Annotated in this window: 21 protein-coding genes; 6 read left to right on the plus strand and 15 right to left on the minus strand. The window is 32.7% G+C overall.

Translation table 11 applies throughout. The features are described from left to right. Positions 1–118: 118 nt before the first annotated feature. The 8 genes from prfA to ACVBED_RS09575 form a co-directional block, all read right to left on the minus strand. Positions 119–1,204, minus strand: coding sequence for a peptide chain release factor 1 (prfA, locus tag ACVBED_RS09540; protein ID WP_473094935.1), 1,086 nt, complete (start codon positions 1,202–1,204; stop codon positions 119–121). A 116-nt stretch (positions 1,205–1,320) separates the two neighbouring features. Beyond that, positions 1,321–3,054, minus strand: coding sequence for a tetratricopeptide repeat protein (locus ACVBED_RS09545; RefSeq protein WP_473094936.1), 1,734 nt, complete (start codon positions 3,052–3,054; stop codon positions 1,321–1,323). 87 nt (positions 3,055–3,141) lie between these two features. Next, positions 3,142–4,011 carry a PstS family phosphate ABC transporter substrate-binding protein gene (locus ACVBED_RS09550; protein ID WP_473094937.1) on the minus strand — a complete coding sequence of 290 codons (870 nt, stop codon included), beginning with the start codon at positions 4,009–4,011 and terminating at the stop codon, positions 3,142–3,144. Between the two features lie 246 nt (positions 4,012–4,257). After that, the gene (locus ACVBED_RS09555; RefSeq protein WP_473094938.1) at positions 4,258–5,091 is read right to left on the minus strand and encodes an energy transducer TonB; all 834 of its coding nucleotides are present in this window, start codon (positions 5,089–5,091) and stop codon (positions 4,258–4,260) included. An 18-nt stretch (positions 5,092–5,109) separates the two neighbouring features. Next, the gene (locus ACVBED_RS09560; protein WP_447120062.1) at positions 5,110–5,682 is read right to left on the minus strand and encodes an ExbD/TolR family protein; all 573 of its coding nucleotides are present in this window, start codon (positions 5,680–5,682) and stop codon (positions 5,110–5,112) included. 3 nt (positions 5,683–5,685) lie between these two features. Next, the gene (locus ACVBED_RS09565; protein WP_447120063.1) at positions 5,686–6,291 is read right to left on the minus strand and encodes an ExbD/TolR family protein; all 606 of its coding nucleotides are present in this window, start codon (positions 6,289–6,291) and stop codon (positions 5,686–5,688) included. A 71-nt stretch (positions 6,292–6,362) separates the two neighbouring features. Then, the gene (locus ACVBED_RS09570; RefSeq protein ID WP_447120064.1) at positions 6,363–7,229 is read right to left on the minus strand and encodes a MotA/TolQ/ExbB proton channel family protein; all 867 of its coding nucleotides are present in this window, start codon (positions 7,227–7,229) and stop codon (positions 6,363–6,365) included. A 278-nt stretch (positions 7,230–7,507) separates the two neighbouring features. Next, the gene (locus ACVBED_RS09575) at positions 7,508–10,540 is read right to left on the minus strand and encodes a leucine--tRNA ligase (protein ID WP_447120065.1); all 3,033 of its coding nucleotides are present in this window, start codon (positions 10,538–10,540) and stop codon (positions 7,508–7,510) included. Between the two features lie 378 nt (positions 10,541–10,918). Here ACVBED_RS09575 and ACVBED_RS09580 point away from each other — a divergent pair, with 378 nt between their 5' ends. Then, a complete protein-coding gene (locus ACVBED_RS09580; RefSeq protein WP_447120066.1) occupies positions 10,919–11,671 on the plus strand; it encodes a glycosyltransferase family 2 protein in 753 nt (250 codons plus the stop codon). Continuing rightward, positions 11,671–12,300: a deoxyuridine 5'-triphosphate nucleotidohydrolase gene (locus tag ACVBED_RS09585; protein ID WP_447120067.1), complete on the plus strand. Its 630-nt coding sequence runs from the start codon at positions 11,671–11,673 to the stop codon at positions 12,298–12,300. Before ACVBED_RS09580 ends, ACVBED_RS09585 begins: the two co-directional genes overlap by 1 nt. 1 nt (position 12,301) lies before the next feature. Here ACVBED_RS09585 and ACVBED_RS09590 read toward each other — a convergent pair whose 3' ends face one another. The 7 genes from ACVBED_RS09590 to ACVBED_RS09620 form a co-directional block, all read right to left on the minus strand. Next, a complete protein-coding gene (locus tag ACVBED_RS09590; RefSeq protein WP_447120068.1) occupies positions 12,302–12,949 on the minus strand; it encodes a sigma-70 family RNA polymerase sigma factor in 648 nt (215 codons plus the stop codon). Between the two features lie 4 nt (positions 12,950–12,953). Then, positions 12,954–13,343, minus strand: a complete 390-nt coding sequence (locus tag ACVBED_RS09595; protein WP_447120069.1) for a hypothetical protein — start codon at positions 13,341–13,343, stop codon at positions 12,954–12,956. A gap of 85 nt (positions 13,344–13,428) precedes the next feature. Then, complete coding sequence (locus ACVBED_RS09600; protein WP_473094939.1) at positions 13,429–14,679, minus strand: 3-deoxy-D-manno-octulosonic acid transferase; 1,251 nt, start codon at positions 14,677–14,679, stop codon at positions 13,429–13,431. Between the two features lie 5 nt (positions 14,680–14,684). Continuing rightward, positions 14,685–15,149 (minus strand): DUF1648 domain-containing protein, encoded by a 465-nt coding sequence (locus ACVBED_RS09605; protein WP_447120070.1) that lies wholly within the window; start codon positions 15,147–15,149, stop codon positions 14,685–14,687. Next, complete coding sequence (locus tag ACVBED_RS09610) at positions 15,149–15,865, minus strand: C40 family peptidase (protein WP_447120071.1); 717 nt, start codon at positions 15,863–15,865, stop codon at positions 15,149–15,151. Before ACVBED_RS09610 ends, ACVBED_RS09605 begins: the two co-directional genes overlap by 1 nt. A gap of 3 nt (positions 15,866–15,868) precedes the next feature. After that, on the minus strand, positions 15,869–16,516 hold the full coding sequence (locus ACVBED_RS09615) for an O-methyltransferase (RefSeq protein WP_447120072.1): 648 nt from the start codon (positions 16,514–16,516) through the stop codon (positions 15,869–15,871). Positions 16,517–16,638: 122 nt separating this feature from the next. Next, on the minus strand, positions 16,639–17,475 hold the full coding sequence (locus ACVBED_RS09620; protein WP_447120073.1) for an OmpA/MotB family protein: 837 nt from the start codon (positions 17,473–17,475) through the stop codon (positions 16,639–16,641). 120 nt (positions 17,476–17,595) lie between these two features. Here ACVBED_RS09620 and tilS point away from each other — a divergent pair, with 120 nt between their 5' ends. The 4 genes from tilS to ACVBED_RS09640 all read left to right on the plus strand — a co-directional run bounded on the left by tilS (position 17,596) and on the right by ACVBED_RS09640 (position 22,312). Beyond that, positions 17,596–18,882: a tRNA lysidine(34) synthetase TilS gene (tilS, locus tag ACVBED_RS09625; protein WP_447120074.1), complete on the plus strand. Its 1,287-nt coding sequence runs from the start codon at positions 17,596–17,598 to the stop codon at positions 18,880–18,882. Positions 18,883–18,910: 28 nt separating this feature from the next. Further along, complete coding sequence (locus tag ACVBED_RS09630) at positions 18,911–19,471, plus strand: RNA polymerase sigma factor (protein WP_447120075.1); 561 nt, start codon at positions 18,911–18,913, stop codon at positions 19,469–19,471. A gap of 158 nt (positions 19,472–19,629) precedes the next feature. Then, a complete protein-coding gene (locus ACVBED_RS09635; protein WP_447120076.1) occupies positions 19,630–20,235 on the plus strand; it encodes a peroxiredoxin-like family protein in 606 nt (201 codons plus the stop codon). Between the two features lie 10 nt (positions 20,236–20,245). Continuing rightward, positions 20,246–22,312 carry a protein-disulfide reductase DsbD family protein gene (locus ACVBED_RS09640; protein WP_473094940.1) on the plus strand — a complete coding sequence of 689 codons (2,067 nt, stop codon included), beginning with the start codon at positions 20,246–20,248 and terminating at the stop codon, positions 22,310–22,312. The last annotated feature ends 47 nt before the right edge of the window (positions 22,313–22,359 follow it).

Raw genomic sequence — 22,359 nt, forward strand, 5'->3', positions numbered from 1 at the left:
GCTTGAGTGGAAATCCTTTTTATAATTGCGAGATTGGTTAGTGAATTCAAATTACAAATCTGTTCGATCGCAATGATAAAAAGATTGGGAACGGAAGACGGATAAAGGCGCCCAAATATTAAACGCCTTCTTCTTCTCCCTTAAGTTTCTCAGCATTTTCTGCCATAATTACTGCGTCTATCATTTCCTGAATATCGCCATTCATATAAGCATCCAGATTATAAATAGATTTATTCACTCGGTGATCTGTAATTCTTCCTTGTGGATAATTATAAGTTTTAATTTTTGCAGATCTATCACCAGTAGAAACCATTGTTTTTCTTTGTGCAGCGATATCACCAACGGCTTTTTGTAATTCTATATCGTATAACTTCGTACGCAACATTTCCATCGCCAGCTCTCTGTTTGCGAGCTGAGAACGCGCCTGCTGACAAATCACAACCATTCCGGATGGTTTATGTGTCAATTGAACCTTAGTTTCTACTTTATTTACGTTTTGTCCACCTGCTCCGCCAGAACGTGAAGTTTGCATTTCCACATCTGCGGGATTTAATTCAAAGTCTACTTCTTCAGCTTCCGGGAGAACCGCAACCGTAATCGCGGAAGTGTGAACTCTTCCTTGCGATTCAGTTTCCGGCACACGCTGAACACGATGAACGCCGGATTCAAATTTCATAATTCCGTAAACGCCTACACCTTCCACACGCACGATCAATTCTTTATAACCTTTTGAAGCGTCGCTGGAATCTGTAATTTCGTGCTTCCATCCTTTGGTTTTAAAATACATGGCATAAGCCCTGTAAACATCTTCAACAAAAATTGCCGCTTCATCTCCACCAGTTCCCGCACGAAGTTCTACGATTACATTTTTATCATCCGTTGGGTCTTTCGGGATTAGCAAAACTTTTAATTCTTCTTCTAAACCAGGAATTTTTTCTATAGATTCATTTTTTTCGAATTTTGCCATTTCAACAAATTCTTTGTCAGAACCGTCAGCAATAATTTCATCAGATTCTTCAATTGTATTTAAAGCCTGTTGGTATTGATCAAAGACGGCCACAATTTTACCTAAATCACTGTATTCTTTATTTAAAGTAGAATATTTTTTTTGATCAGAAATTATTTCAGGCTGAATAATTAAATCCGCAACTTCATTATAGCGTTGTTTAATGGCTTCTAATTTAGGAATAAGTGATTTTGACATAAATTTTTATTGGGTCGCAAAGATACAAATAGATACAGCAATTCAAAAATGAGATTTTTAAAAAAAGACAAAAAAAATCCCGGACAAAATCCGGGATTTTAAAATAACTTTCTATTCTATTTAGAAGGTGTGATTTTAGTCGAGTCTACTGGCTTTTTATTTGTAGAATTATCCATGTTCCCGGTCGGAGCTACGTTTGCATCTGCACTGCTATTTAACTCTTTATTTAATTTTACTGCATCTTCGTAATTTGGATTTAGTGTAACAGATTTAGAAACGTAATCTTTTGCTTTGGCAAGATCTGACGCTTTGTCTAGATACGCTATTGCAAAATAAGCATAAGATAAAGTCTCTTTATTTGCGTCGATTTCTGCAGGTTTTACTTTATCAATGTATTTTTGATAAGAACTCGCAGCTAAATCCGTATTTCCTCCTTGTTGATAAGCATAGCCTTGACTATAATAAGCTGGTGCCCAATCTGGCAAAAGATTGTTCATTTTTTGCCAAGTTAAGACGGCACCGTTCCAATTTTTAGCATCCTGATAACTATTTGCCAATTTAAATAAAATATTGGTGTCCTTTGGATTTGCCTGAACTTGTTTTTTCAAAGCCTCAATTTCTGGCGTACTGGCGCCACTGTCTGTTGATCCAATCGCATTACCATTTATTTTAGCTAATTCTAAAGTCCAATCTAATGTTTCATCTTTCGCAGCAACTGCTAGAGCGACATTTTTTGCAGCGCTCGCTAATAAAGCCGCTTTTTTAGTAGCATCTGTTTCAGTTTTGGCTAAACCGGCATCGATTAGACCAGATAAACCTTTATCAGCTTCTAAAATTCTATTTTTCTCTGCTTTCTGCATAAAAATATCTAAATCTTGTCTTGCAGAAATATAGTTTCCATCTTGGAAAAGTAAATAAGCTCTAAGTTTATATTTGATAGGATCTTCTACTTTATCAAAGACTTTATCTAAAGTCATTTTAGAATTTGCAAAATCATCCGTAGTGAAATAAAGTTTAGCAATTTCTAGCTGTGTTGAAGGATCTTCATCAGAATATTTAGCATAATTAATTAAGGCTGCATTAGCTTCTGCATTTTTCTGATAAAAAATATCAAATGTTGCTAAAGCTCTGTAAGCCGGCGCGTAAGTTGGATCAACAGCAATTGCTTGATCAATTTTTTCTTTTGCTAATTTCCATAGTTTTGCTGCCATCCATAAAGTTCCCATTCTTGTAAAAACCGAGGCTTTATTTTGTGCAACTGCTGATGCTTTATCATAAGCATTCATCGCATCACCTGGAATTTTTTTAATTCTGTAAGCATCACCCAATGTATAATAGTAATAAGCTGGAACACCTTTTCTATCGGCTCTTGCTATTGCTTTATTCAAATAGTCAATGGCCACATCTGGTGAACTGGTTGCATCAAACATTGTTAAAGCTTCCGCAGCTCGATATAAAACTTCGGCATCCTTTTCTCTTGAATCACTTACAATATTCTGGATATCTGTAAATCCAGATTTGTCACCCTTTCCTAATTTAATGGTTGCTAAACCGATTTTATTTAAATATGCTCTTCTGTCTAAAGTAACTCCTTTATTAAAATATTCTGCAGCTTTTACAAAGTTTGGCTCAAACTGAGTCAGATAGGTATCCCCCAAATAAAAATAATTTTCAGCTTGATCTGGAGTTTTGGTGATCATTTCATTGTAAATCTCTCGGGCTTTCGCATATTTTTGACTATCAACGCTAGCTATGCCTTGCTCAATTGACTGTCCAAAAGAAAAATTCATTAAAAACAAGGCAGCAATTCCAATCACTGATTTCTTCGTTACATTCATTATATATTCCATTTTAAATTTAAAGTTAATTATTTGTATCTCTCTAAAAACAATATTTAGACCAAAATTTGAATTTAGAAATTATTGTCTTGGTAAAAATTATCGCATTTGAACTTCTCTCCTGTAAGTACTGTAAGGTTGCAATCCTTCTTTCTCCACAATTATCTGTCCTAATTGTGTGCAAGCAAATCTAATAAAGCCATTTCCTAAACCGTAATAAACCTCATTCGTTAAAAAATATAATATCCTTGTAAAGGGATAAGTCATATTTTTAATATTGGTTAAGGAGGGCTCATAAGAGTTTCCATTTTTCATAACAGGTAAAATTTTAATAAGTTCACGAAGTTTTTCAGCTTCCTTACCATACGGTCTGCTAATGGTATTGAGACTTATTACTCCAATTTTGTCTGGATATTTTTTAAGCTGTTCGATAAGATTAACATTACCTTCAATCACAGAAAACTGTAAATCGGATGGTTTTTTGTTTAACTTTTGCGCTACAAAATTCAGGTTGCTGCTGTTTGTACCATCAAAAATCATATCTTCCTGATTTGACATTAATTTCTGCTGAATCTCTTCATAACTAATGGATGTTCTAGTAGAAGATTTGGGCACGATGAAGATCACAGCATCACCTGCAAATTTTGCGGGTTGCCATTTTAATTCAGTGCTTTGGTCGTATGCCGCCCGTTCTTTTGGTGACAACTCTCTCGACATCACCGCAATCCTAGTTTTACCGTGTAACAGATCAAGAAAAGCAAAATCCTCTTTCTTCGTTATTAAGTCAATTTTAGTTTTAGGGTTTAAGGATGTGTAACTTTCAGTTAGAGCTTCCAATACACTTCGGAAAGATTCATCTACCTCAATGGAAATATGACCTTGCTGGGGATCGTCTACAATTTTTTCAGTCTTTTTTCCACAAGATAAAATTATCAAAGAAAACAGTAAATAAAAATACTTAGTCTTCATCCCTACTGCGTTTTATTTTGATTATTGCTCTCACTATTCTAAATATTCCATACGCCATCAACAATCCACCTAAAGGATATGCAATGTTAGGTTCTAATACAATGATAAAAAATTTATAAATTACTACAACTATACCTAGAACAATATAGAAAAAACCAGTAACTACTGAAAGGGAATTGAAAATCATATAAACAAAATTATTAAAAAAAGAGAAGCAAATGCTTCTCTTTAAAAAATTTACTAATTTTAGAATGCAAATTGCATTGTAATAGGTAATCGGTATCGGTATCTAACTACCTGCCCATTAACCTTAGCTGGCGCCCATTTCTTTCTAATACTTTTAACAGTTCTTTCTGCTTCTTTATTGAATTCTGAATTAGGTCCACTGGCTCTGATATCTGCCATACTTCCATCTTTTTCAACAACAAAAGTAATTTCAGCCTTAACATTACCTTCATCACCACTCATTACTGACGTGTCAAAACTGCTTGACACTGCTGATCTAAAAGCATTGATTCCACCTGGGAACTCAGAACTTTGATCTACTGTATCATATACTTCATTAGAGGGTGGTTTTACTTCAACTGTATTTCCCTTTCCTGAGGATGGAGGTGGCGGCGGCGGCGTATAAGTAGGAGTTTTAATACCCTCCTGGTTTATTAATCCTGTTGTAGTTTGCAATTGTTTCTCAATTGGTGGAGGAGGAGTTTCAATCTTCGGAGCCCTTTTCGGTTCTGGCACCACGTTTTGTATCACCTCTTGTTTAGGTGGATCTTTTGGTGGTGGCGGTGGCGGCGGTTTCTTTTCAATTGGCTGTTCTATTATTTTATCCTTTTGTAAAACATTCACAAGCTTAGAATCTACCTCAACTTTGTCTTTGGCATTCATCTGCTGAATTTTCATGTAAATGAATGGTGATAATGCTAAAACCAAAAATAATACAGTACCCAAAATAAATGATTTCGTTAAAATATGCGGGTATTTTGTCCGCAAATCATAAGCGCCATATTCCTTATTCCTATGCTGAAATACAATTTCATCTAAGGTAGGAGTTTCTTTGTATATCGTTTCGTCTGACATCTTTATAAGTTTAAGTAATTATTTAGCAGGAGTATTTGCTGCAGGTGCTGCAGTTCCGGCTAATTTCGTTTTGTAAATCGCTTTTTCCCAAGGTTTGATATCAGTAACACCGTACTTGTCATTTTTGGTAATAGCCATTTCATCTAAAACATCTACAAAGTTTTTATAAACTGCTTCATTCGTCGGCTTAATAATAACAGTAAAAATTGCAGGATTATCAGCTCTCGCTTTCGCTTGCTCTACTACTTTTCTTATGCCTTCTCTATCATAAGAAGTTTCATTTAAAGTTTCTGGTGTAAGTGACGTATTGTCCTGCTGATGCCAAAAAACTCGATTCCCTTCACCTAAAATTAATGAAATCGAATTACTTAATTTAATTTCAGTTTTAGGGTCGATTTGATCTTTCTTCGGCTTCGCAGGAAGACCAAGATCCATTACGTTTGGTTTACTAAAAGTTGTGGTAAACATAAAAAAGGTGATTAGTAAAAATCCTAAATCTACCATCGGCGTCATGTCTACCCTACTGTTCTGCTTCTTCGACCGAACTTTGCCGCCCTTTCCGCTATCTTCTTTTACTTGTACTTCTGCCATTTCTTATTGTTGTTTACCTTCTTGCGAAGTGATTAACCAAAATTTAAGAAAATCAATATCTCTTAAACCTTCAAATAAATCTTTAACCTTTGAATATTTAGTATTGACATCACCTTTAATTGCTAATTTATATCCACCATTAACAGCCAAACTTTGTTGTATCCAATCTATCATTTGTTTGTTGGTGCTGTCTAAAGGTATACCTTCAGACTTTTTAATAGCTTTTCTTTCGACATCTGACAATTCTAAGTAACTTCTAAGTTTTTCAATAGGAACACCTATTGATTGAACCTTAGAAAAAGCAACCTTATCTTCATTCGAAAACTTTATACCATACTTGTCGCCCATTTTGTCTAACAGCGCAATTCTCTCTGTACCATTTTCTACTGGTGTAAAGTAAAATGTACCACCATTTGTAATATCAATAGTCATGAGACTTGCATCAGGTAGCAATTTTTCTGAAATAGAAGATGGCGGTTTAATTTGTTCTACATCAGGTTTTTTGAACTGTGTAGTCAATATAAAGAAGGTTAGTAACAGGAAGGCAACGTCACACATCGCCGTCATATCGGTTACTACGCCATGTCTTTTCGGTTTTATTCTCGCCATTATATCTTTTTATTTTAAATTAAATCTTTTTAAAGCAACTATTTTTCAAGATGCAATTTCTCTGCCGAATATTAGTTAAATTCAGCGAAAGACTGTTGGATACTCATTGCGATTTCGTCAATTTTGTAAGTTAATCCATCAATTTTAGAAGTAAAATAATTGTAAAGAATAATTGCAATTGCAGATGTACCAATACCTAAAGCTGTATTAATTAATGCTTCAGAAATACCTATTGATAATGCAGCAGCGTCTGGAGTTCCACCACCTGAACCTAAAGCGAAAAACGCCTTAATCATCCCGATTACAGTTCCCAAAAGTGCGATCAAAGTAGAAACCGTTCCTAAAGTAGAAAGAATCATCATGTTTTTCTCAAGCATTGGCATCTCTAAAGTTGTAGCTTCTTCAATAGCTTTGTTCAAAGCAACCATTTTTTGTTCTTTATTTAAAGTAGAATCTTTAGCAAGTGCTTTGTAGGTTGTAAGACCTTCTTTTACCACGTTACCAACAGAACCTTCTTGTCTGTCACATTCTTCTAAAGCTTCATCAACTCTATTTTGATTAAGCAAACTTCTAACTTTAACCACAAAACTATCAAGATCACCTGATCCAGAAGCTTTTTTCAAAACGAAGAAACGCTCAAAAGAAAATACAATTACGGTGATCATAAAAGTGATCAGAATTGGAACAATTGGTCCACCCATATAAATAATGCCCATGAATGATTGTGGGTGAAGTTCTTTTGCTTCTACACTTGCAAAAGCTACAGATGCCTTACCAGCGGTACGAGCATCATCAAGAAAATTGCTAGGACTTCCCAATATGAATAAAAAAATCGCAACTCCTACTACAAATAAGATAGGAATAATAATAGCAGGATTTAGACCGCCTTTCTTTTTAGCAACTACTTGCTCTTCGTTGTTTGAAACATTCATTTCCATACTAAACTAAATTATAATTGTTATTTTTAATTGTTTGAAGCTGTAAATTAAAGTTAAAATTTTTAAAAATGCAAATGTAATTTTAGGTTATCTCCGATTTTTTTTACAAGCAACCAACGTCTTGTTTATCGCATCAACAATTTTTGAGGCTATTTTTAGAAATTTTAAGTGAATTTAACATAAACATTAAAATATCAAAAAAAATTGTATTGTTTTTTTTTGAATAACAAAATTTTTAGACAGTTGAAAATTTATAATAATTTAAGAAAATAATTTATTTAGAATACGATATTGACAATCTTTTGAGGCACTATTATAACCTTTTTTGGTGTATTTCCAGCTAAATATTCCCCCGTTTTTACCTCCTCAAAAACACTTTTTTCAATATCTTCTTTGGAAAATGAAGTGGGCAAGGATAATTTAAAACGCATTTTACCATTAAAACTCACCGGATAATCAAAATTTTCTTCCACTAAATATTGTGAGTCAAAAGTTGGAAAAGCTTCAAATTCTATGCTTTTTTTATTTCCTAATTTATTCCACAATTCTTCTGCAATATGCGGCGCGTAAGGCGAAATTAAAATTGCTAATGGTAATAGTATTTTTCGTTTATTCGTTTTTAATTTTTGAAATTCATTTACAGCGATCATAAAAGATGAAACGGAAGTATTAAATGAATAATTCTCTAAATCGGCACTTAATTTCTTTATTAAAATATGAAGTGTTTTGTATTCGACTTTCGTTGGTTCGTCCTCAGAAATTTCTAATATATCTTCGTTAAAATATAAATTATAGAATTTTTTAAGAAAACCATAAACGCCCGTTAATCCTTGAGTGTTCCAAGGTTTACTTTGTTCTAAAGGACCGAGAAACATTTCATAAAGCCTTAAACAATCGGCGCCAAATTCTTCGCAGATCTCATCGGGATTAACGACATTGTATTTGGTTTTAGACATTTTTTCGACTTCTCGTTTACATTTGATTTTTTTATTTTCCCAAAATAAAACTGAATCTTCAAATTCTCCTTTTTGTAGCGACACTTTATCTATATCTAGTTCGTCATTAGTGGCGTTTAAAAATTTAATATCGATATGTTTATCGGTTTGAAATTGTAATGCAAAAGTATTATATCCTAAATTATAGTTTAAATCTTCAAATCCAAAATGACTCACAATTTCGTTAAACCTAGATATGTATTGTAAAATTTTTCGGTCTGTTTCTAAATTTTCATCTGGTTTAATTTGATTCAATTTAATTTCGGCAATTCTTAGCCAATTATTATTAATAAAATCAATATCAGATTTTTCCAGAATCACATATTTACTATTGGAATAAATAATATAACCTCCATCCTTCTCTCTAAAATGCGGTCTCATGATATTCACAAACGCACTCATTCCCAAGATCATTCCCTGGTTAATGAGTTTTTTAAATGGTTCTTCCTGCGCAATAAAACCGCGGTCTTTTAAAAATTTATTCCAAAAACGGGAATAGAGTAAATGTCCCGTGGCGTGCTCGCTTCCCCCAATATATAAATCAACCTGTCCCCAATAATCTGCTTTTTCTTTACTTACAAATCCATTTTCATTATTCGGATCCATATAACGCAAGAAATACCAGGAACTTCCCGCCCAACCAGGCATTGTAGAAAGTTCAATTGGGAAAACAGTTTTATTATCTATCAACTGAGAACTCACAACCGACAACTTTTTCTCATCCCAAGCAAATTCTTTTGCATTCCCCAATGGCGGATCACCATCTTCTGTAGGCAAATATTTTTCAACTTCTGGTAATTCTAACGGCAAAGCAGAAAAGGGTAAAGTGTACGGAAATCCGCTTTTATAATAAACCGGAACTGGTTCACCCCAATATCTTTGTCGGGAAAATATGGCGTCTCTTTGTCTGTAATTGATTGTTCCGAAACCAATTTTTTTATTTTCAATTTCTGCGATAATTTTTGCTTTGGCGTCTTTATAATTTAGACCATTTAAAAAATCAGAATTGACACACACAGAATCTTTAGAATCAAAGGAATTTTCCTGAATATCTTCTTCAGTTTCTACGACTTTTAAAATCTCCAAACCAAATTTTTTCGCAAAACGGTGGTCGCGTTCATCATGCGCCGGAACTGCCATTACAGCACCAGTTCCATAGCCCATCAATACATAATCTGAAATATAGATCGGCATTTTTTTACCTGAAAAAGGATTTTCAACAAAACTTCCAGTAAAAGCGCCCGAAACTGACTTCACATCAGACATTCTGTCTCTCTCAGTTTTCTTAGAAGTTTGTTCAATATAATTTTTAACTTCAGATTTTTGGAAATCTGAAGTTAGTTTTTCAACCAAAGGATTTTCTGGCGCTAAAACCATAAACGTCGCGCCGAAAATAGTGTCTGGTCTTGTTGTAAAAACAGAAATTTCCTCTTCTGAATTTTGAACTTTAAATGAAACTTGCGCGCCCTGCGATTTCCCAATCCAATATTCCTGAGAATCTTTTAAAGGTTGTGGCCAATCTATAGTTTTTAAACCTTGCAATAATCTTTCAGAATAAGCAGAGATCCGCATGCTCCATTGCATCATTTTTTTCTGAAAAACCGGAAAACCGCCGCGTTCAGATTTTCCGTCTTTCACCTCATCATTGGCCAAAACAGTTCCCAAACCTGGACACCAATTTACGGTTGTTTCCGCTCTGTAAGCCAATCTGTAATTTAAAAGTAATTCTTGTTTTTTATTTTCGTCCGCATTTTTCCATTCTTCAGCAGTGAAATTTAAATCTTCATTTTGAGCAGCATTAAGATTTTCTGTTCCGAAGTTTTCTAAATGACTAATTAAAGTAGAAATCGCTTCTGCTTTGTCAGCCAATTTATTATACCAGGAATGAAATAATTCGATAAAAATCCATTGCGTCCATTTATAATAATCTGGTTCTGAAGTTCTTAATTCTCGACTCCAATCAAAGGAAAACCCAATTTTCCGCAATTGTTCTTCATATCTGGTAATATTTTGTTCAGTAGTAATTGCCGGATGTTGACCCGTTTGTATGGCATATTGTTCTGCGGGAAGTCCGAAAGAATCGTAACCAATTGGGTGTAATACATTAAAACCTTCATGTCTTTTGTATCTCGCGTAAATATCTGAAGCGATGTAACCTAAAGGATGACCCACGTGCAAACCTGCACCGGAAGGATATGGAAACATGTCCAAAACATAATATTTTGGCAAATTTGTATTGTCAGATGTTTTAAAAGTTTGATTTTCCTGCCAATAATTTTGCCAGTAATTTTCAATTTTTTTATGGTCGTAGAACATTTGGTGAGATATTAGAGGTGAGATATTAGAAGTTAGATTTCAGTTGTGAATCAATATTAATCTTTACTTCTAATATCTTATTTAATTAATTTTTGACAAATTTAAGATTTTGAAATGAAAAAATTTAAATTAAAAAAATTGTACTGCATTTTAAATGATTGAAACTTCCTTTCAAAATAAAAAATAAACTAAATTTTTAGCCGCGGGTGAAGCGCCATCCTTTTTTTGTTAGAAATAAGTATTGTTTCTCGTGGAAAACTTGATAGCAAAAAAAGATACAGCGGAACACGGGAAGACAAGTCTGAAAGGTGCAAAATCTTGCCGCTCCCTTTGAAAACTATTTTTATGAATATAATTTTATATTTGTAAAAATTCTAAATGCCCCAAGTTTCCATTATTACGCCGATGTATAATTCCTCAAAATTTTTGAAGGAAACTATAGCATCGGTTTTAAACCAAACTTTTACCGATTGGGAATGGCTGATCACGGACGATTGTTCAAAAGATAATTCAGTGGGCATCATTGAAAATTTAAATGATCCCAGAGCTAAATTAACAGTTGCTGAGAAAAATGGTGGCGCCGGACACGCGAGAAATATTTCGCTGAAAAATGCGACGGGAAAATACATTACTTTTCTTGATGCAGACGACTTTTGGGAACCAAATTTTTTAGCAGAAATGGTTGCGTTTATGAAGGCGGAAAAAGCGGAACTCGCTTATTCTAATTATGCACGTTGCGATGAAAATTTAAACCCAAAAATCGAAGATTTTAAAGCGGATAAAATCGTGACTTTTAATAATCTATTGAAAACCTGTCGATTGTCTTTATTGAGTTCAATGTACGATTCTGAGCGCGTTGGTAAAGAATATTTCCCTGAAGGAAGTAAGCGAGAAGATCATGTGATGTGGCTGAATTTGTTGAAAAAAATTCCTGAAGGAAAGCCTTTAAATAAAACAATGGTGAAATACCGAATGCATCCAACCAGTATTTCCAGAAAAAAAACAAATATTATGGTCGATCAATATTTGGTTTACAAAGATTATATGAAATTTTCAACTTTAAAATCCTGGTATTATACAGCAAATTGGGCGTTAAACGGTTTTTTAAAATACTCAAAACTTTTTAATTAATGGAATATTCTAAAGAATTTAAAGAAGCTCTGAGCGAATTTACACCCAAAGAAAAGGATAAATTAATTTTCAGATTATTAAGAAAAGATAAAATTCTCTCCCAAAAACTTTATTTTGAACTAATTGAAACCGTAACAGCGGACGAAAAACGAAATGATTTAGAGAAAAAAATCGAAGAACGTGTTTCCTACTTTGCAAAAACAGTTACCAATCCGAAATATTTTTTGGTTTTAATACGGAAATTGAGCGGCGAAATTACGCTTCATGTAAAAGTGACAAGTGATAAATTTGGCGAGGTGTACGTTAATTTATTCCTGGTGAAAACTATCTTAAAAGAATATAAAGAAAAACTTTCCAGACAAAATTTCGAGCAAACTTACAAACTCTATCTCTATTTAATTAATAAGATTTTTCGCGCTTTAGTTTTAAGTCAAAAATTAGACGAAGATTATTTTTTAGAAATAGACCAAGTTTTAAAAGAAACTTTAGATGAAATTTTGGATAATCAAAAAATGCAGAATTTGTGCTTTAATAATGAATTAAATTTCAATTATTTCCAAACAGAAAACATTCCGGAAAATATAACTGAAATTGTAAAGGATCTTAAACTTCAAGGTTTTTTAAAGTAATTTATTTAGCTTCTAATAAATTTATTTGCTTCATTACGCGGTTTACCATGGCGTCACAATAAATTAAATTAAACTCAAAAATATCTTCTTTGGTGTAAAACTTTTCTACTTCTGCGCGCAAAAAAGTTTTCGCTCTATTTAAACGAACTTTAACATTACCTTCGGTGATAACTAAAATATCTGCCGTTTCCACAACGCTCAAACCATTTATTTCTCTTAAAATAAAAACGGACCGATAATCTAACGGAATATTGAGCAAACTTTCTTCTATCACAGAATTGATTTCGTTATTCATCACTGTATTTGATGTTGTTTTATCTTGAATATTTTCTAAATTTTCAGTATGGTTTTGCAGTGACTCCATGTTTTTAGATTCCCACTTTTTCGTCATTCTAAAACATTTATTGTACATTATTTTGGAAATCCAGGTACGGAAAGAAGAACGGCTTTCAAACTGATGAAGATGCGCGAAAGCGTCCACATAAGTATCCTGCATCAAATCTTGAATATCTTCGTGCGAGAATCTATACATTTTTCCAATTCTATAAATGTAGCGGTTATTGCGCCGAATGATCAATTCAAAAAGTGCCATTTCTTTGTTGATCACTTTATCAACTAATTCCTGATCGCTGTATTTTTGCTGTTGCATTTTCTTATTTAAAATCGAAAACTTTTGCTAATCTTGCCATTGAGAACGCTGAAATCGCCATCACCAAATCTCTTACGGCAACATCTGCGTAACTCCAACTTACCAATAAAGATAGCGCAATTAAAACCAACCATGCCGAAACAATTAAACCTCCAATTTTTGGCATTTTAAAAACAATAATTCCTGCAACAATTTCGATTACGCCAACTATCATCATAAATGTATGACCGGAAAATGGCAGCATATCTAAAACTGTAGGATTAATATAATGCGTCCAATCCGTTAAAATATTGGTAAATTTATCTGCACCCGCCACAATCGGAACGATTACAAAGACGTATTTTAAAAGGTTAAAAATAGGATGAACTTGTTGTTTAAAATCTGTTGTGTCCATTTTTTTTATTTTTTATGGTTAATATTTCTGCTTCTAATTCAATAGAGTCGAGAAATAAAAAAAGGTTACAACAAACGCTAAAATTTTATAAATTCTCTTCTATTTTTTTAATTATTAGATTCGTGGCGTTTGGCTGAGAATGAATAAATTCTTTTGAATTTTCGCCTATTTTTGCTAAAGTTTCACCGGGATTTTCGGCTAAAATTTTAAGTAGGAAGTCTACGGTATCCAATTCATTATTGAAAGATTTTGCACCATTATTTTTGATTAAATCATCGGCTTCGGGATTTTTTCGGTATTGATTTCCGAAGAAAACAGGAATTCCAAAAGTGGCCGCTTCCAAAATATTATGAAGTCCTTTCGAATGAAAACCTCCCCCAACAATGGCTAAATCTGCGTAAGAATAAATTTTTGAAAGTAAACCGATGGAATCGATTATAATTTGTCGGTTGTCTGTTGTTGGTTGTTGGTTTTTAGATGCAATTAAATCGCTGTATAAAATTGCATTTGGAAAATTTGCTTGAATTTCTGGAATTCTTTTTAAATCGTGCGGCACCAGAATAATTTTGGTCTGTGCTGGTTTTTTGGAAATTATTTCGGCTATTTTTTCTTCTTTTTCCCAGGAACTTCCGAAAACTATCAGTCTATTTTTACCTTTAAAATCTTCAATAAAAGGCATAGAATTATCGCGGTCGAAGATTTCTTTAACTCTATCAAATCTTGTGTCGCCGGTCGTGATGGAATTTTTTAAACCAATACTTTTTGCCAAAGCAGTTGAATGGTAAGTCTGGTGAAAAAAGTAATCGATGTTTTCCCTTAATTCTCTGGAAAACCATTTCCCATAAGGTTTAAAAAATACCTGAGTTTCATAAAAAAGCGCTGAAATGACGTAAGTTTTTGCGCCTTGAAGTTTCAATTCTTCTAATAAATTATACCAATAATCGTATTTTACCGTGAAAAATATTTTTGTGGTGAAATTTGAAGTAAATTCTTTGACCCATTTTTTTTTGTCAAAAGGCAGATAGACAATGGCGTCTGCCATATTTTTTTTATTAATGACATTTTCATATCCACTTGGCGAGAAAAAAGTGATTAATATTTTATAATCCGGAAACTTTGCTTTTAAAAGTTCTAAAACTGGAAGTCCTTGTTCATATTCACCGAGGCTGGCAGCGTGCATCCAAACTACTTCATCAGTTTTTAAAAAGGTTTTTTCTACAATATTGCAACTTTGTTTACGACCGAGAATTCCTTTTTTTGCTTTGTCATTAAACCAGGAATAGATTTTCATTCCTGAAACTAAAAGTTCGATAAAGATTTGGTAGAGGAATTTCATTAATTTTATCTGTAAATATAAGCCGCAAAAACAGCCATTACAATCAAAGCAAAAATCGAAATCAAAAACTTTGAATTGGAAAATTTACCTTGATAATCGTTTTCTGTTGAATATTTAAATGTGTTTTTCTGGATATTTAAGAAAAGAATCAAAACAATGATTGGTAACAATTTCAAAAATAATTGCATTATAAAAATTTGATTTCCTTTATTACTTTCAGTTATTTTAAAAGGAAAATTGACAGTCGAAATGTCTTTTTGTGTATAAGAAATTAATGCAAAAATTAAAATGGCAACGGTTGGAAGAATAAAAAACCATATTTTATTTCCAAACGAATCAGGATTTCCATTTAAATCATAGTGAACCGGAATTATTTTTGGCAACTTTTTGAATTGTAAAACACTGTAAATCCAAAGAATACCCAGTAAAGCATAATTAAAACCATCTAAGAAATTCAGAATATCTTTCATCAAAGTAAATTTTTTACAAATCTCAATTTATGTGTGTGCGTATTTTTTTCTTTGTTAAAAATTCCTGTAGAATCCAGTTCATCAATGCGAACTTTTCCGTGTGCATGTATAATTTGATGAGAATTCAGCATAATTCCGACATGAATAATTCTGCCTTCCGAGTTATCAAAAAATGCCAAATCACCTGCCTGACTTTCTTCCACGAAATCTAAAACTTTACCCAATTCACCTTGCTGATAAGTATCGCGCGGAATTTTCTTTCCATTAACTTTATAAACCAACTGCGTAAGTCCGCTACAGTCAATTCCAAAAAAACTTTTTCCGCCCCATAAATAAGGAACGTTCAAAAATTCTTTGGCGGTTGTAATAATGTTTTGTCGTAAATTTTCACTTTTTTGCGTAGAAATCGTTTCAAAATCTACCTCAGAACCGATGGATAAAAGCATTTTACCATCTTTTAAAATATGCGACTGGAAATTTTCTGTGATTAAGCTGACTCTTCTGTTTTGTAAATATTCCTCAGAAACTGCAGAATATTGTTTGGTATCCATCCAACCTTCGTAACCGTCAAAATCGATTTTTATTTTGGTCCAGTTTGACGTAACTTCTAAAACAGAGAGACTTTCACCGAATAAAAGTTCGGTTACGATTTCCGCTTTATCTGAGGCTTCGGCACGAACTGGCGCGACTGACACATTGCAAATGGCTTTATCCATAATTTAAATTTTTCTGGCGAGTTGAATGCCGTCGCGTAAAGGTAAAATAAGATTTTCAAAATCTTTGTCTTGCGCAATTAATTCATTTAATTCCTTAATGATTTTAGTGGATTCTAGCGTCGAATTTTCTTCTAAAACTTTGCCGTGCCATAAGACATTATCAATTAACAATAAGCTCCCACTTTTCATTTTGGGTTTAATTAGATTAAAATAATTAATATAATTCTGCTTATCCGCATCTATGAAAACCAAATCCCAATCTACATTTAATTTTGGGATTTCTTCTAAAGCATTTCCTTTAATAAAATTTATTTGGGAAGAATAAACACTTTCTGAAAAATATTTTTCTGGTAAATAAGCGAGTTCTTCATTTTTGTCGATTGTATAGATTTTTCCATCTTTGGATAATCCTTCAGCTAAAGATAAAGTTGCATAACCTGTAAAAGTCCCAATTTCCAAAATATTTTTTGGCGAAATCATTTTTGAGATTATACTTAGTAATCTTCCTTGCTGAAGCCCCGAAATCATATGCGGTTGCGTTGTTTTCTGAAAAGTTTCTTTTCTTAGTTTTTTTAAAATTTCAGGTTCATTAGAAGTATTAGATTCTAAATAACGATCCATTTCCAGACAATTTTCTTCAAAAAAACTCATTGATAGTTTACTTTTTTCAAATTTACATAATAAAAATAAAAACTGAGAAACGACTGCAAAAAAAAAGCGCTGCTAGAGATTAAAACTCTAACAGCGCTGAATTCATTTTTTTAGAAAAACAATTAGTTTTTAATTGGTGCAATGTCCATTAATTTCATAAACTCATCCAATTTTGGCATGATGATAATTTCTGTTCTTCTGTTTTCAGCTCTTCCCGTCACTGACATATTTGTCGATTTTGGTTGGTATTCTGAATTTCCACCGGCTGTAATTCTCGCTGGGTCAACACCAAATTGACCTTGTAAAATTCTTGCAACTGAAGTCGCTCGTAAAGCACTTAGATCCCAGTTGTCTTTTGGCACCGATGAGCTGTTCAAAGGAACATTATCAGTATTACCTTGAATTAATACTGAATATTTATCGTAATCGTTAATTACTTTCGCCACTTTTCCAAGCACTTCTTGTGCAGCGGGCATTACGTCAAAACTTCCTGTTTTATAAAGCATTTTATCAGAAAGTGAAATCAGCACCACGCCTTTCAATACTTTTATTTGTACATCGCCATCCGCGATATTGTCCAAAGAGCGTTTCAGTTTATTAGACAAAGCCATATTCAAGCTGTCATTTTTCGAATTTGTAGAAATTAATTTTTTAATATATGCATTAGATGAATTGATCTCGCCAATTAATTTATCAATGTTTGCGGAACCTTTCCCTGTGTTGCTAAGGCAAGCGTCTAAAGAAGATTTTAAAGAATTATTTTGGTCTTTCAACAAACCGTTTTCACTTGTGAGCCCTGCATTTGAACTTTTTAAATCTTGAATGCTTCTCTGGTTTGCGGCTGCACCATCGAGACATTGCTTGTAATTAATGTTTAGCGCTTCGAATTGCTTCTTACTTACGCACGACGTTAAGGAAATTGCCATCGCACCAATTGCGACCATCTTCAAAATTTTCATAAGATTAAATTTAATTGTTTGATTTAAAAAATTAAAGACCACCTTAAGTAATTTATTAGGGCGGTAAATTATAGTTCAAATTTACGAAATCATTTTAATAAGAAGAATTATCTTTGTTAAATGTATCTTAATAAACAAAACTTTCACGCTGCCATATTAGAATTACTTCTCACTTTTAAAGATGAAAAATTTCTTTTGGCTGTAAGCGGCGGTGCAGATTCTATGGTGATGGCAAATTTGTTTAAAATGCTAAAGCTAAACTTTCAGATTGCGCATATTAATTACAAACTGCGTGGTGAAGATTCTAATTTAGATGAAAAATTAGTTCAAAACTTTTGTGTTAAAAACGGAATTAAATTTCACTTATACACCGTTTCTGAAGTTGATCATAAGCCTGAAAATTCTATCCAACTTTGGGCGAGAAATTTAAGATATGCCTTTTTTGATGAAATAAAATCTGTAGAAAACCTTGATTATTTGGTGACTGCGCATCATTTAAATGACGAACTTGAAACTTTTATAATCAATCTTTCCCGTGCTTCTGGATTACCAGGTTTAAGTGGAATCCCTAAAAACAAAAATGGGATTTTACGCCCGCTTTTAAAATTTAGTAAAGACGACATTTATAAATTTGCGGCAGAAAATAATATTGAGTTTCGGGAAGATAAAAGCAACCAAAAATCTGATTATTTAAGAAATTTTATCAGACATGAAATTACACCTCAACTTATAAAAACCAATGATGTTTTCTTAGAAAATTTTAGCAAAACTTTAACTTACTTAGAAAACACTCAAGATTTTATTTCAGCAGAAATCAAGCAAAAACGTAAAATTTTAAGCCAAAAAATAAATTCTAAAATTGTTTTTGACAAGGAAAAACTAAATGAACAATCCGATTTTGTAAAATTCGAACTTTTAAAAACTTATGGTTTTATTGACAAAAATGAAATCTCCAAAATATTTATCTCACAAAATGGCAGTTTATTTTATTCTAACGGTTATAAAATTCAAATTGTAAGAAATGATTTAATTATTGAAGAAAATAATTTAAGAAAGGTAGATTTTGAGGAAATCATTTTACCAGAAATAGTCCGGGTTATTTTAAAAAACTTTATTGAAGTTGCTGATTTTACCGCTAAAAGCTGGAAAATAGATTTAAAAAAAATAGAACTTCCACTAAAAATTAGAGAAAAAAAAGATTCGGATATTATTTTTCCCATCGGAATGATAGGGAAAAAGAAGATTTCAAAAGTGATAAAAGAATTAAAATTATCTACTTTAGCCGAGGAAAAAATTAAAATTTTGTCTGATTCTAAAAATCAGGTTTTGGGAATTCTGCCTTACAGACAGGATTCCCGTTTTATAGCGAAAGAAGGTGATAAAGATTCTGTTGAAATTATTTTCTAAAATTTAAATACCAATTTTTAAACGAAATATGAACCGCAGCACAACAAATAATTTATCTCTAAAAGATTTTAAAGGCAACAGCAATGAGGCTTTCGGGATTTTGTACAGCAGTTATTTTGTCTACACAAAACTGTTTGTTTTAAATAACAAAGGTTCTGTAGAAGATGCAGAAGACATTTTTCAGGACGCTTTAATTGTTTTGTATGAGAAACTTTGCGCGGATAATTTTCAGGTTTATACGTGTCTGGAAAATTATGTGACCGGAATTGCAAAGAATCTTTGGCTCAAAAAATTGAGAAAACAATTTAACACTGAAGAAATCTCTGATAATTATTATGCTGAAAACTCAGAAGAAATTGATTTAGCAATAGAAAATGAGCGAAATTACGCGGATAAATTGGCAGATTTCATTGGTAAAATTTCATTGCATTGCCAAAATTTAATCGCAGATATTTTTATGAAAAACAAAAGTATTGAAGAAATTCAATCAAAATATAAATATTCCACTACGAAAAATGCACAAAATCAAAAGTACAAGTGTGTGGAACAAATACGAAGAGTAAAAGAAAATGCAAATATTTCTGTTTGATTATCAAATACTTAAAAAATATTTTAAATTCTTTGGGTGATATTGATGAAAATTTGGAACCTAATAATGAAGCGTCTATTTAAAACTGTAAATTTTACTTACAGAATTCGCTTTAAATGATAAACAAACATTTAATTAATAATTTTTAAACCTAAACAATGTCAAAATTTACAAAAACATTTCTACTAACATTATCTCTTTTATTGACAGGGATTTTGAGTCAAGCACAAATTTACCCAACTGCAGACGCCGTAAAGCCAATTTTAATTGGTCAAAAATTTTCAGATGCCACTTTACAAGATGTCAACGGCAAAGATGTCAACTTACAAGCCCTGATTTCTAAGAAACCTTCCGTAGTTGTCTTCTACCGCGGCGGTTGGTGTCCTTATTGTAACGCACAACTTTCTGGATTAGCAAAAATTGAAAAGGAAATTACAGATTTAGGCTATCAAATAATCGCAATCAGTCCGGAAAATTTTCAAAATATTCCTGATGTTGCAAAAAAAGATAAAGTAGCTTACACTTTGCTTTCAGATGATGGCGGGAAATTAATCCAAAAAACAGGAATTGCTTTTAAAATGCCTGATAATTATCAAACGATGCTTGCTGGGAAAGTAAAAGGTGGATTAACACCATTATTACCTGTAGCTTCCGTATTTTTGCTGAATAAATCTGGCGAGATCATTTTTGAGTATATTAATCCAGATTACAAATACAGACTCTCCAGCGAAATGCTTTTGGCTGTATTGAAAACTATAAAATAAGCGACTTATTATGAAATTTAAAATTTGGTTTTTAGCCTTTTTTCTTACTATTTTTTCCGCACTTTCTGCGCAAATTAAAGATCCTGTAAAATTTAAATATGATATAAAAGATCTTGGAAACAATCAATATGAAGCAGTTCTTACAAGTTCCATAGAAAAAGGTTGGCATATTTACTCTAAAGATCTACCAGTAGATTCAGGGATCCCAACTGAAATGAAGTTGACTTCAACCGAAGGAATTGATTTAATAGGAAAAGTGACCGAAGTTGGGAAAAAGCATGATGAATTTTCTGAAGCCTTCGGAACAAGAATTGTGTTTTACTCAGATCAAGTTTTATTTAAACAAAAATTTAAATTAAAAAATCCTGCAAAATCAGCGAATATTTCCGCGGAAATCACATATCAAACCTGTAATGACAGAGTTTGTTTGGCGCCAAATACTTTAGAATTTCAAAAAACAATCGCGGCATCCACGACCACGAATGCAAAGGAAAATCCTGAAGTTGCACCAGAAAAAAGCGCTGCTCCTGTAACTTTGGTAAAAGATTCTACTTTAAAAGAAAATAACCAAACTATTGCAGCAACTTCTTCGGGCGTACCAAATTTAAAAGTTTCGACTTTGGATTTTAAAAATCCTTTGACCAATTGCGGTGTAGTTCAGGAAAAAAGTTCTGAAAATTATTGGATGTATTTACTTTTAGGCTTTATCGGCGGATTGGTTGCTTTATTGACACCATGCGTATTTCCGATGATTCCTTTGACAGTTTCATTCTTTACAAAAGGTATGAAGGACAAAGCGAAAGGCAAACGAGACGCATTTATTTACGGCTTTTTTATTCTTTTAATCTTTGTTTTATTGAGCGTTCCATTTCATATTATTGACGGAATTGCAGGAAATGTTTTTAATCAAATTTCAACAAGTGTTGGGTTGAATATTGCATTTTTTATCGTTTTTATATTTTTTGCAGGAAGTTTCTTCGGTTATTACGATATCACTTTGCCGAGTTCCATCGCCAATAAATCTTCAAAAGCAGAAGATGCGGGCGGAATTATCGGTATATTTTTTATGGCTTTAACTTTAGTAATTGTCTCATTTTCTTGCACAGGTCCAATTTTAGGAAGTTTATTGGGAAGCGCCGTTACAGGCTCGACCAATATTCCGATGCTATTAACTTTTGCATTGGCTGGTTTCGGCTTGGCTTGGGCAATTATTTTCGGACTATTAGCACTTTTCCCACAAGCCTTGCAATCTTTGCCAAAATCTGGCGGTTGGATGAATACCGTGAAAGTCTTCTTAGGTTTTATCGAACTCGGTTTGGCTTTGAAATTTTTATCAAAAGCAGATTTAGTAACCAAAACATTTTTGCTAAAAAGAGAATTGTTTGTTGCGATCTGGATCGTTATTACAATCGGTTTAGTACTTTATTTATTCGGCGTAATTAAATTTCCACACGATGATAAAAAACCGAAAATTTCAATCGGTAGAAAATTATTCGGCGTGGCTGGAATTGCCTTTGTGATTTATTTAGTTCAAGGTTTAATTCCTGCGGAAAGACCAAAACTACAATTACTAAGCGGTATTTTGCCACCTTTAAATGTGAGTTATTTCCATGATGAAAAAGACGGAATTTTAGGAATGCATCCGGAAAATGATTACTTTAAAGCCATAGAATTAGCTAAAAAAGAAAACAAACCTGTGTTGATCGATTTCACCGGTTATGGTTGTGAAAATTGCCGTAAAATGGAAGAATTTGTTTGGTCGCAACCTGATGTTTTGCCAACTTTACAAAATGATGTTATTCTCGCGTCGCTATATGTTGATGATAAAGAAGAACTTCCTCTAAATCAACAAACTAAAGTAGATATGGGGAATGGTCAATTTAAAAAAATACAAACGATTGGAGATAAATGGAGTTTGTTTCAACAGATTAATTTTAATAATAATTCGCAGCCGCACTACGTTTTGGTGACGCCAGACGGAAAAGTGATCAATCCGCCAGTTTCAGGTTATATGTCTAAAGATGATTTTAAAAAATTCCTGAATTGTGGAATTGACTATTTTAAGAAAAATAAATAGAAATTATAGTAAATTTTTTAAACCTTGGTAAGAAATTATCAAGGTTT

The sequence above is a fragment of the Halpernia sp. GG3 genome, from assembly GCF_052976925.2.

What these genes read in the sequence shown, in the direction of transcription:
- ACVBED_RS09575 (WP_447120065.1), bottom strand. Translation starts at nt 10,540, where the DNA reads ATGTTCTACGACCATAAAAAAATTGAAAATTACTGGCAAAATTATTGG.
- ACVBED_RS09580 (WP_447120066.1), top strand. Translation starts at nt 10,919, where the DNA reads ATGCCCCAAGTTTCCATTATTACGCCGATGTATAATTCCTCAAAATTT.
- ACVBED_RS09630 (WP_447120075.1), top strand. Translation starts at nt 18,911, where the DNA reads ATGAACCGCAGCACAACAAATAATTTATCTCTAAAAGATTTTAAAGGC.
- ACVBED_RS09615 (WP_447120072.1), bottom strand. Translation starts at nt 16,516, where the DNA reads ATGAGTTTTTTTGAAGAAAATTGTCTGGAAATGGATCGTTATTTAGAA.
- ACVBED_RS09570 (WP_447120064.1), bottom strand. Translation starts at nt 7,229, where the DNA reads ATGGAAATGAATGTTTCAAACAACGAAGAGCAAGTAGTTGCTAAAAAG.
- ACVBED_RS09605 (WP_447120070.1), bottom strand. Translation starts at nt 15,149, where the DNA reads ATGAAAGATATTCTGAATTTCTTAGATGGTTTTAATTATGCTTTACTG.
- ACVBED_RS09545 (WP_473094936.1), bottom strand. Translation starts at nt 3,054, where the DNA reads ATGGAATATATAATGAATGTAACGAAGAAATCAGTGATTGGAATTGCT.
- ACVBED_RS09565 (WP_447120063.1), bottom strand. Translation starts at nt 6,291, where the DNA reads ATGGCGAGAATAAAACCGAAAAGACATGGCGTAGTAACCGATATGACG.
- tilS (WP_447120074.1), top strand. Translation starts at nt 17,596, where the DNA reads ATGTATCTTAATAAACAAAACTTTCACGCTGCCATATTAGAATTACTT.
- ACVBED_RS09635 (WP_447120076.1), top strand. Translation starts at nt 19,630, where the DNA reads ATGTCAAAATTTACAAAAACATTTCTACTAACATTATCTCTTTTATTG.
- ACVBED_RS09590 (WP_447120068.1), bottom strand. Translation starts at nt 12,949, where the DNA reads ATGCAACAGCAAAAATACAGCGATCAGGAATTAGTTGATAAAGTGATC.
- ACVBED_RS09550 (WP_473094937.1), bottom strand. Translation starts at nt 4,011, where the DNA reads ATGAAGACTAAGTATTTTTATTTACTGTTTTCTTTGATAATTTTATCT.
- ACVBED_RS09640 (WP_473094940.1), top strand. Translation starts at nt 20,246, where the DNA reads ATGAAATTTAAAATTTGGTTTTTAGCCTTTTTTCTTACTATTTTTTCC.
- ACVBED_RS09560 (WP_447120062.1), bottom strand. Translation starts at nt 5,682, where the DNA reads ATGGCAGAAGTACAAGTAAAAGAAGATAGCGGAAAGGGCGGCAAAGTT.
- prfA (WP_473094935.1), bottom strand. Translation starts at nt 1,204, where the DNA reads ATGTCAAAATCACTTATTCCTAAATTAGAAGCCATTAAACAACGCTAT.
- ACVBED_RS09620 (WP_447120073.1), bottom strand. Translation starts at nt 17,475, where the DNA reads ATGAAAATTTTGAAGATGGTCGCAATTGGTGCGATGGCAATTTCCTTA.
- ACVBED_RS09600 (WP_473094939.1), bottom strand. Translation starts at nt 14,679, where the DNA reads ATGAAATTCCTCTACCAAATCTTTATCGAACTTTTAGTTTCAGGAATG.
- ACVBED_RS09585 (WP_447120067.1), top strand. Translation starts at nt 11,671, where the DNA reads ATGGAATATTCTAAAGAATTTAAAGAAGCTCTGAGCGAATTTACACCC.
- ACVBED_RS09595 (WP_447120069.1), bottom strand. Translation starts at nt 13,343, where the DNA reads ATGGACACAACAGATTTTAAACAACAAGTTCATCCTATTTTTAACCTT.
- ACVBED_RS09610 (WP_447120071.1), bottom strand. Translation starts at nt 15,865, where the DNA reads ATGGATAAAGCCATTTGCAATGTGTCAGTCGCGCCAGTTCGTGCCGAA.
- ACVBED_RS09555 (WP_473094938.1), bottom strand. Translation starts at nt 5,091, where the DNA reads ATGTCAGACGAAACGATATACAAAGAAACTCCTACCTTAGATGAAATT.